The organism is Agromyces sp. Root1464 (assembly GCF_001427265.1).
In the GTDB taxonomy this organism is placed as follows: domain Bacteria; phylum Actinomycetota; class Actinomycetes; order Actinomycetales; family Microbacteriaceae; genus Agromyces; species Agromyces fucosus.
The window spans coordinates 442,120-456,050 of the sequence record NZ_LMFU01000001.1 but is presented as its reverse complement, the minus strand read 5'-3'; the positions used below and the strand labels follow the sequence as shown (position 1 = coordinate 456,050).

The following is a 13,931-nucleotide window of genomic DNA, read 5'->3' as shown; positions in this document are numbered from 1 at the left end:
CGGCTCAGTCCAGCGGCTTGCCCGTGATCTTGAACGAACGGAGCTCGATGTCGCTGACGTTGCCGGCGCCGTCGACGGCGCGAGCCGAGATCTTGTGCTTGCCGTGCGACCTGACGGCGACGGGCGCGGTGTAGGGCAGCCACGGCCCGCCGTCGATCGAGTACTCGACGAGGGCGACACCCGAGACCGGTGCAGGCCCGGGGTCGTTCGAGTTCACCGTGACGCGCACCTCGCCTTTTGCGGTGTACTCGTCGTGCTTGCCGTTGGCCTTGCCGGGTCGGTCGTCGTCCTTCGGCTTGCCGTTGCCGTTGCCGTTGCCGTTCCCGTTCCCGGCGCTGGAGTCGAAGACGATCTCGACCGTCGGCGCCGTCACGTCGACCGGTGCGATGCGAACGTCGACCGTGACGTCGGTACCGTCGTCGGACTCCGACGCGAGTGCGGGCGTGGGCGAGAGGGCGAGCATGAGGCCGAGCGCCGCGGCGGAGGCGATCGCCGGTGCGGTGGCCGACCGGCGTCGTGTGGTGCGCTCGCGGGGCGTCATCGCTGCGACTCCGGGACGGGGCCATCGGCTTCCGTGCCCACGGTCTGCTCCGCCTCACGTCGGCCGGCCTCACGGGCCTGGTCGACGAGCTGCTCGATCTGCTTCGTGCGGCGCCGACGGCCCCAGAAGAGGCCGGTGATCATGAGCGCCAATGCGAGGACGATGACGATCTGCGGCCATGGCATCGCCCAGACGGTGACGTCCTGCTCGACGGGGTCGAGCTGCGTCGCCTCGCCATCGGGCGTGATGACGGCCTGGGTGATCGTGAGCGGCAGCGTGACGACGCCCGTCGGCCAGACGTCGGGCACCTGGATGGTCAGCGTGCGCCGATCACCCGGGAGCAGTTCGATCGGCTGGGCCTGCTCGCTGTCGGGCGCGGGGAACGTCGCTCCGCCGTGCTCCACCGATCCGCTCACCGAGAGCCGCACGTTGCCGGTGTTCTCGAGCACGTACGCGAACTCGACCCGCCCGGGCTCGAACGGATTCCAGGAGGTGACGTAGTCGAGGGAGGTGGTCACCGCGAGCCCGGGCTCGACGGCACCGGTCACTCGCGTCATCACCCGGAATCCGACCCGGCTCTCGACCCCGAGACCGGCGCCTTCGCCGGCGCTCTCGGTGTAGATCGAGGCGGCGATGCCGGCGGCGTGATCGCCGGGGGTCGCGTCATCGGGCACCTCGACCGTGAACGGGAGCACGGCGGTGCCTCCCGGTGCCACGGTGACCTGGTCCTCCACGCTGATCCAGGTGCCGGCGTCGACCGACGTGGCGTCGGACGGGAGCATGTTGAACCGTCCGGTGGGGGTGAAGTACCCGTCGGCGGCGGTGATCGCGAAGGTGATCTCCCGATCGCCGAAGTTGCGCACCGCGAGGTGCTCGGTGGCGGTGGCGCCGGGGTCGAGCTCGAGCTCGACCCACGACCTGCCGTCGGGGCCGGCCGCGTCGGCCGGGCTCATCGCCCAGGTCACCGGCGACTCGGTCTCGCCCTCTTCGGCGGCCGCAGCCGTGGGCAGCGCGAGCGCGGTGATCCCGAGCAGGGCGAGGCTGGTGAGGACGAGACGGAAGTGCTTCATGGCGCGACGTGTTCTCCGAGCGGGATCGGGGCGTCGGTACTGGTCGACGCCTCGATCCCGACCCTAGTTCATTCGAAGACCGAGATGGTCAGGTTGCAGGCGGAGTCGCCTGGTCGGTGCCGGCAAGGGGGCGGTGGCCCGTCGAGAACGACGGGCCACCGCCCCGGTCGGATGGGTTCCGGTCAGTTGCAGGATGCCGCTGCGTACGCCGTCTCGAGCGTCACCGTCACCGGTGCGCCGTTGGTCACCGCGGTCGCGGTGATGGTGACGGCGTCCGCAGGCACGTTCGCCTGACGGGTCGTGAACACGTGCGTCGCGTTCTTGCCCGGAGCGATCGCGGCGAACGACTTGGTGCCGTACGCCGACTCGAAGGTCAACGCGACCGGCACCGACTCGTTGTTCGTCGCCTTCACCGACACGAGCACCTTGCCGGCCACGCACCGCGTGCTCGCCGTCGCGACGACGTCGAGCGCCGGGGCGTCGGGCATCTCGAACTCCGCGGGGGCGCTCTCGTTGCCGGCGACGTCGAGGGCGCGGTAGTGGATGGTGCTCGGACCCTCGGCCGAGATGCGGACGGGCGCCGTGTAGGCGACCCATTCGCCCTCTCCGACTGCGTACTGCACGGCGCCGATGCCCGAACCGGCACCGTCGTCGGCCGTCAGCGTGAGCGTGATGCCACGGGTGGCCCACTGGCTGTCGGCCGGCGCCTCCACGCTCGTCGCGATGACCGTCGGCACGGTGGCGTCGAGCTTGACGGTGAGCTCGCCGATCGAGCTGACGTTGCCGGCCTGGTCGGTGGCACGGTAGCGCACGAGCGTCTCGCCGTCCTCCGTGACCGCGACGGGCTCGTCGTAGGCGACCCATTCGCCGTCGCCGATCGAGTACTCGATCGACTCCACGCCCGAGCCGGCACCGTCGTCAGCGGCCAGTTCGACGCTGACGTCGGAGGTGAACCAGCCCGACGCGCCGGGGTCGCCGGCGTCGGCGGTCACGGTCGGAGCATCCTGGTCCGACGAGGCGTTCGCCTCGTCGAGGAAGATGCCGCCGATGACCGCGTTCGGTCCGGTGCCCTTCGCCGCGCGAACCTGTACCGGGCCGACGACCTGGTACGTGAGCCAGACGCCGTGCTTGTTGTCGGTGACCGACTGGGCGGGGCCGATGAGGGATCCATCGGGTCGCGCCAGCGTGATCGTCGCCTGTCGGCTGGCATCGTAGCTGTTGTAGTACACCGACAGCTCGTACGCCTCACCTGCCGGAATGCCGACATCGACTGCCGCGGTGGTGGGACTGAACCACGTCGAGGCTCGCCGCGACGTGCCGGCGGGCGGCAGCTGCAGGGCAGCGGCGTTGGTCGCGGTCTGCTCCCAGGTGTAGGCCGAGGTTCCTGCTACGGGGGCCACGGTGACGCCGGCCGGCAGCTCGGTTCCGACGTTCGGAATCGCGTGGCCGAGTTCGCCGTACGTGCCGATCCAGTCTCCCTGGGTCGCGTTGTCGATCACCGGGGTGCCGGCGGGCGGCTCACCGACGCCGGCGCCGATCGCCTCGAACACGTCGAGGGTCATCGACCAGTTGACGCCGGGGTTCGACTCGAAGACGAGGTAGACGTCGTGCGTGCCGGCGGGCGCCTCGATCGGGGTGGGGTCGGTCTCCTTGAAGGTGAACCAGCCGCCCGTGCTCGCGACGGGAGTGCTCGCCACGAGCTCGCCGGTGGGCGAGTCGAGGCGCAGCTCGATGGTGCCGCCGCCCTCGGGGCCGGCCGAGACGCGGTAGCGCACGGCATCGATTCCCGCGAAGTTCACGTCGCCGTAGCGCAGCCAGTCGCCGTCCTGGATGTCTCCGACGTACTGCCCGTACTCGGCCGCCGCGTTGTTCTCCACGGCGACGTCGTTGACCTCGTCCCAGTAGTGCGCCTGGAACCGCTTCGCACGGTAGACGTTGGTGTCGCTCGACGTCAGCGGCGAGATGCCGCCGTCGCCGCCCTTGTCGGTGTAGCGCGCGTCGATCACCCAGAAGGCGTCGGCTGCGGCGTGGCCCTCGTCGAGGATCGTCAATGCGTCGCCCTCGCAGGCGTGCACCGCGTCGACCGGGTGGGCGTGGTCGTCGTGCCCGAGCGCCGGTTGCACGGAGAGGTCGGCGCAGTCGATCTCGCCGTCTTCGGGGTCGGTGACCTCGACCTTCCACGGCAGGGTGTCGCCCCAGCCGAAGAAGCCGCCGTTCTCGGGTGCGGTGATCTCGACCGTCGGCGCGGTGTTGCCGACGACGATCGCGACCGTCGCGGTGCCGGTCTTCGCGTACTCGGTGGTCTCCGTCACCGTGAGGCGGGCCTCGTAGTTGCCGTTCGCCGCGTAGGTGTGGCTCGGGTTCGCCTCGGTCGAGGTGGCGCCGTCGCCGAACTCCCAGAGGAACTCGAACTCGTCGCCGTCGTGGTCGACGGTGCCCTCGCTCGAGAACGCGACGGTGAGCGGGGCGCCGCCGGAGGTCACGTCAGCGGATGCCGCGGCCGTCGGTGCTCGGCCGGTGGACGAGTAGTCGATGCGGTAGAGGCCCGAGTTCGGGTTGTCGCGACCGTAGCCGCCACCCCATTCGAGCAGGTACAGCGCGCCGTCGGGGCCGAACTGCAGGTCGAGCGGGGAGAGGAACTGCAGGTTGTTCAGCACGGGGTTGATGGCCTTGAGCTTGCCGTCGCCGCCGAGCTGGAACTCCTTGATGTAGTTGCGTCCCCACTCGTAGAAGAGCGGCGTGCCGTCGAAGTACTGGGGCCACTTGCGGTCGGACTCGAGCGTCTCGTCGAAGTGGTACACCGGCCCCGCCATGGGCGAGCCGGAGCCGCTGCCGAGCTGCGGGAATTCCGCAGATGCGCCGTAGGAGTAGTAGACCTCGGCGGGGATCGACGCGGGCAGCTGCGTGAGGCCCGTGTTGTTCGGCGAGTCGTTCACCGGGTTCGCGCAGTCGAACTTCGCTCCCGACGTGTTCGTCGCGAAGTTGAAGTCGTTGTAGGCGATGTTGTTCGCGTGGCAGTACGGCCAGCCGTAGTTGCCGGGCTCGCGGATGACCTGCCACTCGACGTAGCCGGCGGGGCCCCGGTTGGCGTTGGCGCTGCCGGCGTCGGGGCCGTAGTCGGCGAGGAAGACCGTGCCGTCGAGGTCGACGCTGAAGCGGAACGGGTTGCGGAAGCCCATCGCGAAGATCTCGGGCCGCGTCTTCTCGGTGCCGGGGGCGAACATGTTGCCCGCGGGGATCGAGTAGGTGCCGTCGTCCTCGGGGTGGATGCGCAGGAGCTTTCCGCGGAGGTCGTTCGTGTTCGACGAGGTGCGCTGGGCGTCGAAGTGGCCGCGCCCGGCTCGTTCGTCGATCGGGGTGTAACCAGAGGACTCGAAGGGCACGACGTCGTCGCCGACCGAGAGCCACAGGTCGCCGTTGCCGTCGACGCGCAGGGTGCCGCCGGTGTGTCCGATCTCACCCGCGACGCGGGTCGCCGGCACCTCGAGCATCACCTTCTCGGTGTCGAGCTGCATGGTGTTGCCCGACATCGTGAACCGCGACAGGCGGTTCACCGGCGTTCCGACCGGGGAGTAGTAGAGGTACACCCAGCCGTTGGTCTCGAAGTCGGGGTCGAGCGCGAGACCGGTCATGCCGTTCTCACCGTCGCCGTAGACGGGGATCGTCGCCGCCGTCACGGTCGACTGCAGGGCGGGGTCGTAGATGCGGACCTGGCCGCGCACGAGCTCGGTGAAGAACACACGCTCGTCGGGGGCGATCGCGATGCCCCACGGCGCCGAGGTCTCGGTGTCGAGCGGCACCTTGTCGAAGTTGTCCCAGTCGGTCGCCGTGCAGTCGCCGTCGACGACGCCCGCGGCGTAGCGGATGCCGCCGAGCGCGTGCTGGCGCACGAGGGGCTCGCTGTAGGACGCCTTGGAGTGGCCGATCGAGGTGATCCAGGTGCGACCGCCCTCATAGGGCGCGCACCACGTCACGGGGTGGTCGAGCATTCGGCCGGGGGTGTTCGCCGGCACGCTCGTCGGGTCCATTTCCGTGAGCACGTGCTTGTCACCGCGCACCGACTTCGTGAACCCGTACCACTCCTCGTTGCGAGTGATGCTGTCGGGCAGTTCGGCGGTCGACGGGTGCTCGTCATCGACGACGTCGAGCACTCCGGGCGTGTTCGCCGCCGAGTGCGCCGTGAACTCGGTGCCGATGAGCGAGCGGTAGAAGGCGTTGCCCTGCTCGCTGTCGATCGGGTTGTGCATCGCGACGACGCCGCCGCCGGCGCGCACGTACTTCTCGAATGCCGCTTCCTCTGACGCGTTCCAGAAGTCGCCCGAGGCCTGCGCGAGCACGATCACGTCGAAGTCGGCGAGTCCGGCGTCGGTGAAGAGGGAGGAGTCCGTGGCCTGGACGACCTCGAAGTGGTTCGCCGCGGCCAGCTCGTCCCACATGGCCTTCGCCTCGGCGACGGAGTCGTGGACGAATCCGGCCGTCTCGGAGAAGACGAGCGCGCGGAACTCGGGTTCGGCCTCGTGACCCGGATGGGCTGAGGCTGGGCTCACGAGGCCGACGGTCAGCGCCGCCGCCATCGCGAGTCCGGTCGCGAGGACCGGAGTCTTTCGGTTGGGCTTCATCGTGCTACCGAGCCTTTCAACATTGAATTGGCAACTTCCGTCACTGAGTTGGCATAAGCCGACGCTCAGCATGCTATGGTCAGCACCACGAAACGTCAATACTGGCAAGTATGGCGATCGACAGCATCCCGCGCAATGATGGCGGCCATGCGGTGCAAAGTTCCATACCGGCCGTCTGCTCACCCGATCGGCGGCCGAATCGATCGAGAAAGAGGTTCCCCATGCCGGAGATCGGAATCGGCTTCCACACCGATGCGTTCAACTCCAGCCACAAGTCGTTCGAGCAGGCGCTGGCCTGGGCGCAGGAGCACGACGTGCACTACATCGAGCCCGGCGTCATCGAGGGCGCCTGCTGGATCCACGGGCTCGGCTACTTCCCGCACATCTCCCTCATCGAGGATCCGGTGCTGCTGCGCCGGAAGATGGAGGGGTACGGGGTCGAGTTCTCGCAGATCGACGCCGCCTACCCGTTGTCGGGTCGTGACGGCATGTCGGTCGGCGTTCCGTACGTGCAGAAGGCGATCGCCTGGGCCTCGCTCGCAGGGTCCCCGCGGGTCGCCACCACTGACGGCCTCTACAAGCCCGAGGGCCTGAGCGATCGCGAGGCCCTCGACCAGATGAAGCGCAGCTACGCGGAGATCATCCGCGTCGCTGAGGCGCACGAGGTCGTCGTCACGATCGAGACGCACGGCTACTTCACGACCCGCCCCGAGTACCTCGCCGAGATGCTCGACTTCTGCGGCCAGACGCCGTGGCTGCGGCTGAACCTCGACACGGGCAACACCTTCATCGCGGGCAACGACCCGGTCGCCTTCGCCGATCAGTTCATCGATCGCATCGCCCACGTGCACATCAAGGATGTCTCGGCGTCGCTCGCCGAGGCCGCCCGCGGCGGCGCGACCGGCATCGCGATCAGCCATGTCGCGGCCGGCGACGGCGTCAACGCCGACAACATCCGCGCGATCCTGCAGCGCCTCAGCGCACACGGTTTCGACGGCGTGCTGAACATCGAGTGCGAGGGTCAGGGCGGCCCGATGCTCGCCGACTCGGTGCGGTGGTTGCGCACGGAGATCGCGGCAGCGGGGTTCACCGAGCGCGTCCCGAGTTTCGCCCGCGTTCCCGCCGGCGTATGACCGATCGGCTCCGACCGGTGGTTCCCCGGTCGGGGCCGGTCACTTCCCTGAATGGCCGGCACCGCGTCAATACCCGCCGGTATGGCGAAGTGCTACGGTAATCGCGTGGCCACCATCTCCTCGGCGAAACCCGACGAACTCGCTGCTGCGGCGTTCGCATTGTTCTCGACGCGCGGCATCGCCGGCGTCAACATGGACGAGATCGCGGCCGGCGCGGGCGTCACCAAGGGCAGCCTGTACTGGCACTACGCCTCGAAGAAAGAGGTCATCCTCGCGGCGTGCAACCTGTACTACAACGCCTGGCGCATCCAGATCGCGGGCGCGACCGAGGTGCACGAGCGCCTCGCCGACCAGCTCGAGGCCGCGGTCGCCTTCTCGGTGCGCAGTTGCCTGCTCGACGACGCGAATCGCGTGTTCACGACCGAGATCGTGGCGATGTCGCTGTACGACGCCGACGTGCGCGCGAGCTGGACGGGCTTCCTCGACGAGACCGAGCGGTTCTTCCTCGGCCTCACGCACCGGGCGGTCGGCGCCGGCGAATTCCGGTGCGACGACGTCGATCGCGCGGTGGATCTCCTGATGGCCTCGATGGAGGGGATCAAGCAGATCGCCCTCTTCCGCCCGCAGTCCTGCCTTCCCGAGAACGAGCAGCGCACGTGCCGGCGACTCATGTCGCTGATGGGCGAGCGCGTTCCCGCCCCGGTCTGATCCGCGCTGCGGCCGAATGCGCGAAGGCCCGTGCCCCGAGGGGCACGGGCCTTCGCGCGTCGTGACGGGTGACCGGGCTCAGGCCTCGGCGATGCGCCGGAGCAACTGGGCGAAGCCGCGCAGTTCCGCTTCGGGGTGGTCGAGCAGCACGGCATGCAGGCGCTGCTGGTTGCGCTCGCGCACCTCGCGGATCCGCTCCTCGGCGACGGGGGTCGCGACGAGCACGCGCACGCGCCCGTCGCGCTCGTCGGCACGGGTCTCGACGAGACCGAGCTCCTCGAGCATGCGCACCTGACGGCTGACGACGGACTTGTCCATCTCGAACATGTCGGCGAGCACGTGGGCGTTCGCGGAGCCGAGTCGAACGATCGTGGAGAGCAGCTTGTAGGCCGCGGGCTGCAGATCGGGGTGCACCTGCTGCGCAGCCTCCTTCCAGACGAGACGCGCCTTGCTGAACAGCACGCTCATCTGGATTTCGACGTCGGCGATGGCCTCGTCGAGAGGGGTGGGAGCCTCGGTCACGCTGGTCATGCTATCGGTCGCCGCCCGTCGACGAGGCGTCGTCGGCGCCGCCTTGACGCGTCGTCGTCGTCGTCGTGCGCTCGGCTGCGGCATCCGCTTCGATCATCTCGATGGACGACGTGACGGGGGCGCCGATCTCGGCCTCGGCCAGGTCGATCGCGACCTGCTCGAGCTCCTCCTTCAGCTGCTCGGCGGAGGTCTTCGTCGAGAGCGCCTTGTTGGGCAGGAAGGCGATGGCGATGACGCTCAGCACCGCGAGCGGCACGGCGATCCAGAAGACGTCGGCGATGCCGCTGCCGTAGGCGTTCTCGATGATGACGCGGATGCCGTCGGGCAGCTCGGAGACGTGGGGGATGCCGCCGCCGGCGAGTCCCTTCAGCGCCTCGACGTCCTCGGGCGAGGTGGGCGTGTAGCTCTTCAGGCCCGAGGTGATGTGCGTCGTGACCTGCGTGGCGAGCAGCGACCCCATGATGGTGACGCCGATCGTGCCCGCGATCGTGCGGAAGAAGTTCACGTTCGAGCTCGCGGCACCCAGCTGCGAAGCGGGAGTGTCGTTCTGCACGACGAGCGTGAGGTTCTGCATGACCATGCCGAGGCCGGCACCGAGCACGACCATGTAGACGCTGACCCAGAGGTAGTCGGTGTCGTAGCTGAGGGTGGTCATCAGGTAGCTGCCGACGACGACGAGCAGGGAGCCGAGGAGCATGAAGCGCTTCCACTTGCCGAACCGGCTGATCAGCGCGCCGATGAGGATCGAGGCGCCCATCTGGCCGACGATCATCGGGATCGTCATGAGCCCCGACTCGGTCGGGGTCGCGCCGCGGGCGAGCTGGAAGTACTGGGCGAGGAAGACGCTCGTCGCGAACATCGCGACGCCGATCGAGACCGAGGCGATCACGGAGAGCGTGAAGGTGCGGTTCTTGAAGAGCGTCATCGGCACGATGGGCTCGGGTACGAAGAACTCGGTGACGATGAAGCCGATGATCGCCGCGGCCGAGATGCCGATCGTGACGAAGCTCGTCATGGAGTCCCACTCGAACTGGCTGCCGCCGAGCGACACCCAGATGAGCAGCAGCGAGACGCCGACCGTGAGGAGCGCGATGCCGACGTAGTCGATCTTGACGGCGCGCTTGGGCATGGGCGGCAGGTGCAGGGTGCGCGAGATGACGATGAGCGCGATGATCGCGAGCGGCACCGGCAGGAAGAAGTTGGCGCGCCAGCCCCAGGCATCGGTGATGACGCCGCCGAGCAGCGGTCCGCCGATCGTCGCGACGGCCATGATGCCGCCGACGAAGCCCATGTACTTGCCGCGCTCGCGCGGCGAGATGATGACGGCGATCAGGATCATGACGAGCGACATGAGGCCGCCCGCGCCGAGGCCCTGGATCACGCGCACGGCGATGAGGGTCGTGGTGTCCTGGGCGAAGCCGGCGATCGCCGTGCCGACGACGAAGAGGCCGATCGCCGCCATGAGCAGTGCCTTGCGGTTCACCAGGTCGGCGAGCTTGCCCCAGATCGGGGTCGAGACGGCCATCGCGAGCAGGCTCGCGGTGATGACCCACGTGTAGGCGGTCTGGTCGCCGCCGAGGTCGGCGATGATGAGCGGCATCGAGGTCGAGACGACCGTGCCGGAGATGACGGCGACGAACATCGCCACGACGAGGCCGGAGATGGCGATGATCACCTCGCGCGGGGTGCGTTGTGCCGGCGCGGCCGGCACCGAGCCGGTCGCGGGCTGTTCTGCCACTGAAGTCACGTGTTTCCTTACGTCGTACAAGTTGATATTCGACAACTATATATAATTGGTTGCATTGAGTCAACCTTGGACGTTGGTCAACTATTCCCACGGGCCATCCTTCGCCGAGGCGGCCCTCGACAGCTGTCGAAGGAGCGTGCGCAGTTGCTCGACAGTTGGTCGATGACCGGCACCGGGGTGGTTCCTAGGCTGTCTGGCACCTGACACAGGCAAGAACGGGCGTGGTCCGCGACTCGACGTCGCGTCGCGGCGACACCCGAACGAAGGGAACCATCGTATGAACGCCCAATCGCCCGCTCCGCCGCTCACCCCGCGCAAGGCCGCGCCGCACCCGCGCCGCCGTCGCGCCGCCGCCCTCGCGCTCTCCGCAGTGCTGACCACCGGCATGACCGTCACCGCCGCCCAGGCCGCGAACGCCGACGAACTCCCGGTCGGCAGCTCGACGCTCGTCCCGATCCAGGTGACCGGCGACCCCTCCGAGCGCTTCTCGCTCGTGATCCTCGGTGACGGGTACACCGCCGACGAGCAGCCGCTCTTCCGAGAGCAGGTCGAGAAGCACCTCGAGACGATGTGGAGCATCGAGCCCTACAAGAGCTACCGCAACTACTTCAATGTCTACGCGGTGGAGATCATCTCGGGGGAGTCCGGCATCAGCTGCGATTCGTCGCTCGACTCGCCCCGACGTGACACCCCGCTCAAGATGTCGTTCTGGGGCGGTTGCAACCCCAAGAGCGTGCAGCGGCTGATCACGATGGACGGCGCGAAGGCTCGCGAATACGCGAAGGCGGCCCCCGAGGTCGATCAGGTGCTCGCCCTCGCCAACAGCGACACCTACGGCGGCGCGGGCGGCAGCTACGCGACGGCGAGCGGCGGCAACTCGCTGTCCGCGCTCATCTCGCCGCATGAGATCGGCCACTCGCTCGGCGGGCTCGCCGACGAGTACGACTACTACACGCGCGGCATCACCACGGGGGACTACACGGGTCCCGAGCCGCGATCGGCGCACCACACCCTCCTCACCGTCGACGAGATGGCCGCGCAGCAGGTCAAGTGGTGGCGTTGGCTGGGTGAAGAGAGCGAAGCCGGCGGCGTCATCGGCGCGTACGAGGGCGGCCAGTACTACTCGACCGGCATCTTCCGCCCCAGCCGTCACTCGATGATGAAGACCCTCGGGTACCAGATGGACCAGGTCTCCCGGGAGATCATGACCGAGCGCATCTCGTCGAAGATTCCGCTCATCGCCGAGGCGCCCGACGAGGCGACCCCGGTCGCGGCCGACGAGGTGATCTCGATCGACGTCGCCCATCCCGTCTACCACGAGCTCGACGTCGACTGGGCGATCAACGGCAAGCCGGTGCCCAACCCCCACAACACGACGCACCTCGAACTCGCCAAGACGCGGGCGAAGGCCGGTGACGTGGTGACGGTCACGGTGGTCGACAACACGCCCTTCGTGCGCGACCCCGCGCTCCGCGACTCGGCGTCGATGACTCAGTCGCGTTCGTGGACCGTCGGTGCGGATCGGGTGGCGGCCACCGACGTCGAGCCGGCGTTCACCGAGTCGACTCAGACCGAGCGCCCGGTGGGCTCGCTCGACGTGCTCTACGTCGAGACCACCCACCGGCCCGACCGTGTCTTCGACGTCATCTGGACGGTCGACGGGGTTCGCCAGTCGAACCCGCACAACGCGCGCACCCTCGAGCTCGCAGACCTCGGGCTCTCGGCCGGCACGCACACGGTCACCGCATCGGTCGGCGACTCGAAGCGCGCCGCCGCCGCCGCCGAGACCCGGACGTGGGCCGTCGACGCCGAGGCGCCGACCGTCGAGTCCGTCGTCTCCGCCCCGGTGGCGACGTCTGTCGGCGCGAACGGTGAGCCGCACTACGTCGTCGACGAGTCGTTCACGATGAAGCTGACTGCGAGCGATGACCAGGCGGGCGCCCTCGTGACCGAGTTCCGCCTCGACGGCGACGGCTGGCACAACTACTACGGCTGGCCGACCAACGCGGATGCCCCGTTCCTGTTCACGCCGACCGGCACGAACGTCGACGATCTCATCTACGGCAACCTCGGCACGGGTGGCATGTCCCTCTCGCCCTTCCAGGAGCGCGAACCGGGCTACGGTCAGCATCGTGTCGAGTACCGCTCGACGGATGCCGCCGGCAACATCGGTCCGGTCGAGGCGTTCACCGTCGAGGTGCGACCCTGATCGCACGGGGCACCCGGGCCCGACGGCCCGGGTGCCCCGTGCCGCGGGTGCGCCGTTGCGCCGTTGCGCCGTTCCCGTCGCTTCAGGTCGAACGTGTCCTCAATGGGGCGGGTCGAGCCGGCGATTTGGCGGAGGCCGCGACATCCGTTAGCCTGTACGGAGCCGAAGACCGCTGGTTGTCGTGCGCCCGAGAGGGAACGCGACCGAAGTCTTGCGAAAGCAAGGGCCCGCGCAGGTGTGACGAAGACTTCCGGGTGACCGGCCGAGCTCCGCGCAACTGCGCCGGAGCTTTTTTGTTGCCCGCAGCACCTCGCCACCTGAGCCGCGTTCCGAAGCCGTGCACCGCCATCGCGATGCATGTTGAGTACACAAGGAGTGGCCATGGCGAACAAGGAAGCCTCGGTTGCCGAACTCACGAACCTGTTCGAGAGCTCGACCGCCGTTCTGCTGACCGAATACCGCGGCCTGACGGTTGCCCAGCTCAAGCAGCTGCGCAACAACATCCGTCAGGACGCGTCCTACGCCGTGGTGAAGAACACGCTGACCAAGATCGCCGCGAACAACGCGGGTATCTCGACGCTGGACGCCGACCTCGTCGGTCCGTCCGCCGTCGCCTTCGTGCACGGCGACTTCGTCGCCACCGCCAAGGCCGTTCGTGACTTCGCCAAGGCAAACCCGAATCTTGTGATCAAGGGCGGCGTCTTCGAGGGCAAGGCCCTCAACGCCGACGAGGTCAACAAGTACGCCTCGCTCGAGAGCCGCGAGGCTCTGCTTGCGAAGGCAGCGGGAATGATGAAGGCGACGATGGGCAAGGCTGCCGCCACCATCGACGCGCTTCGCGAAAAGCTGGAGACCGCGGCCGCGTAAGCGTCCGACGTTCTCGTTCTACAACACCAAGAAATCTAGGAGATACATCATGGCGAAGCTCACCACTGAAGAGCTGCTCGAGCAGTTTGCCGGTCTGACGCTTGTCGAGCTCAGCGAGTTCGTGAAGGCGTTCGAGGAGAAGTTCGAGGTCACCGCTGCCGCTCCCGTCGCCGCTGCCGGTGGCGCTGGCGCTGCTGCTGAAGAGGTTGAGGAGAAGGACTCCTTCGACGTCATCCTCGAGGCTGCCGGCGACAAGAAGATCCAGGTCATCAAGACCGTCCGCGAGCTCACCTCGCTCGGTCTCGGCGAGGCCAAGGCCGTCGTCGACGGTGCTCCCAAGGCCGTGCTCGAGGGCGCGAACAAGGAGACCGCCGAGAAGGCGAAGGCTGCCCTCGAGGAAGCCGGCGCAACCGTCACCCTCAAGTAATCCACGCCCTCGCCAGAGGGTTGCGGCTTGAGGTGACCTGCGTCACTTGAAATACACGGATGCCCCGTGGCTCGCATGA

General features: G+C 68.2%; 10 protein-coding genes. 5 read left to right on the top strand and 5 right to left on the bottom strand.

Going from position 1 to position 13,931, the window contains the following annotated elements:
- Window positions 1–4: 4 nt before the first annotated feature.
- The 3 genes from ASD23_RS02065 to ASD23_RS02055 form a co-directional block, all read right to left on the bottom strand.
- Window positions 5–541, bottom strand: a complete 537-nt coding sequence (locus ASD23_RS02065; RefSeq protein ID WP_056005602.1) for an OmpL47-type beta-barrel domain-containing protein — start codon at window positions 539–541, stop codon at window positions 5–7.
- A complete protein-coding gene (locus ASD23_RS02060; protein WP_056005599.1) occupies window positions 538–1,611 on the bottom strand; it encodes a WxL protein peptidoglycan domain-containing protein in 1,074 nt (357 codons plus the stop codon). Before ASD23_RS02060 ends, ASD23_RS02065 begins: the two co-directional genes overlap by 4 nt.
- 182 nt (window positions 1,612–1,793) lie before the next feature.
- Window positions 1,794–6,230 (bottom strand): ThuA domain-containing protein, encoded by a 4,437-nt coding sequence (locus ASD23_RS02055; RefSeq protein ID WP_056005596.1) that lies wholly within the window; start codon window positions 6,228–6,230, stop codon window positions 1,794–1,796.
- A gap of 221 nt (window positions 6,231–6,451) precedes the next feature.
- Here ASD23_RS02055 and ASD23_RS02050 point away from each other — a divergent pair, with 221 nt between their 5' ends.
- Window positions 6,452–7,363: a sugar phosphate isomerase/epimerase family protein gene (locus tag ASD23_RS02050; RefSeq protein ID WP_056005593.1), complete on the top strand. Its 912-nt coding sequence runs from the start codon at window positions 6,452–6,454 to the stop codon at window positions 7,361–7,363.
- A 105-nt stretch (window positions 7,364–7,468) separates the two neighbouring features.
- Window positions 7,469–8,071: a TetR/AcrR family transcriptional regulator gene (locus tag ASD23_RS02045; RefSeq protein ID WP_162248719.1), complete on the top strand. Its 603-nt coding sequence runs from the start codon at window positions 7,469–7,471 to the stop codon at window positions 8,069–8,071.
- Window positions 8,072–8,149: 78 nt separating this feature from the next.
- Here ASD23_RS02045 and ASD23_RS02040 read toward each other — a convergent pair whose 3' ends face one another.
- Together ASD23_RS02040 and ASD23_RS02035 are read right to left on the bottom strand one after the other, a co-directional pair.
- Window positions 8,150–8,593, bottom strand: coding sequence for a MarR family winged helix-turn-helix transcriptional regulator (locus ASD23_RS02040; protein WP_235507606.1), 444 nt, complete (start codon window positions 8,591–8,593; stop codon window positions 8,150–8,152).
- Between the two features lie 10 nt (window positions 8,594–8,603).
- On the bottom strand, window positions 8,604–10,349 hold the full coding sequence (locus ASD23_RS02035; RefSeq protein ID WP_235507605.1) for an MDR family MFS transporter: 1,746 nt from the start codon (window positions 10,347–10,349) through the stop codon (window positions 8,604–8,606).
- A 277-nt stretch (window positions 10,350–10,626) separates the two neighbouring features.
- Here ASD23_RS02035 and ASD23_RS02030 point away from each other — a divergent pair, with 277 nt between their 5' ends.
- The 3 genes from ASD23_RS02030 to rplL all read left to right on the top strand — a co-directional run bounded on the left by ASD23_RS02030 (window position 10,627) and on the right by rplL (window position 13,852).
- On the top strand, window positions 10,627–12,558 hold the full coding sequence (locus ASD23_RS02030; RefSeq protein WP_082571104.1) for a M64 family metallopeptidase: 1,932 nt from the start codon (window positions 10,627–10,629) through the stop codon (window positions 12,556–12,558).
- A gap of 381 nt (window positions 12,559–12,939) precedes the next feature.
- Window positions 12,940–13,425, top strand: a complete 486-nt coding sequence (rplJ, locus tag ASD23_RS02025; RefSeq protein WP_056005584.1) for a 50S ribosomal protein L10 — start codon at window positions 12,940–12,942, stop codon at window positions 13,423–13,425.
- Between the two features lie 49 nt (window positions 13,426–13,474).
- Entirely contained in the window at window positions 13,475–13,852 is a 378-nt protein-coding gene (rplL, locus tag ASD23_RS02020; RefSeq protein WP_056005581.1) for a 50S ribosomal protein L7/L12, read from the top strand.
- Window positions 13,853–13,931: the final 79 nt, after the last annotated feature.

What these genes read in the sequence shown, in the direction of transcription:
- ASD23_RS02065 (WP_056005602.1), bottom strand. Translation starts at nt 541, where the DNA reads ATGACGCCCCGCGAGCGCACCACACGACGCCGGTCGGCCACCGCACCG.
- ASD23_RS02060 (WP_056005599.1), bottom strand. Translation starts at nt 1,611, where the DNA reads ATGAAGCACTTCCGTCTCGTCCTCACCAGCCTCGCCCTGCTCGGGATC.
- ASD23_RS02055 (WP_056005596.1), bottom strand. Translation starts at nt 6,230, where the DNA reads ATGAAGCCCAACCGAAAGACTCCGGTCCTCGCGACCGGACTCGCGATG.
- ASD23_RS02050 (WP_056005593.1), top strand. Translation starts at nt 6,452, where the DNA reads ATGCCGGAGATCGGAATCGGCTTCCACACCGATGCGTTCAACTCCAGC.
- ASD23_RS02030 (WP_082571104.1), top strand. Translation starts at nt 10,627, where the DNA reads ATGAACGCCCAATCGCCCGCTCCGCCGCTCACCCCGCGCAAGGCCGCG.
- rplJ (WP_056005584.1), top strand. Translation starts at nt 12,940, where the DNA reads ATGGCGAACAAGGAAGCCTCGGTTGCCGAACTCACGAACCTGTTCGAG.
- rplL (WP_056005581.1), top strand. Translation starts at nt 13,475, where the DNA reads ATGGCGAAGCTCACCACTGAAGAGCTGCTCGAGCAGTTTGCCGGTCTG.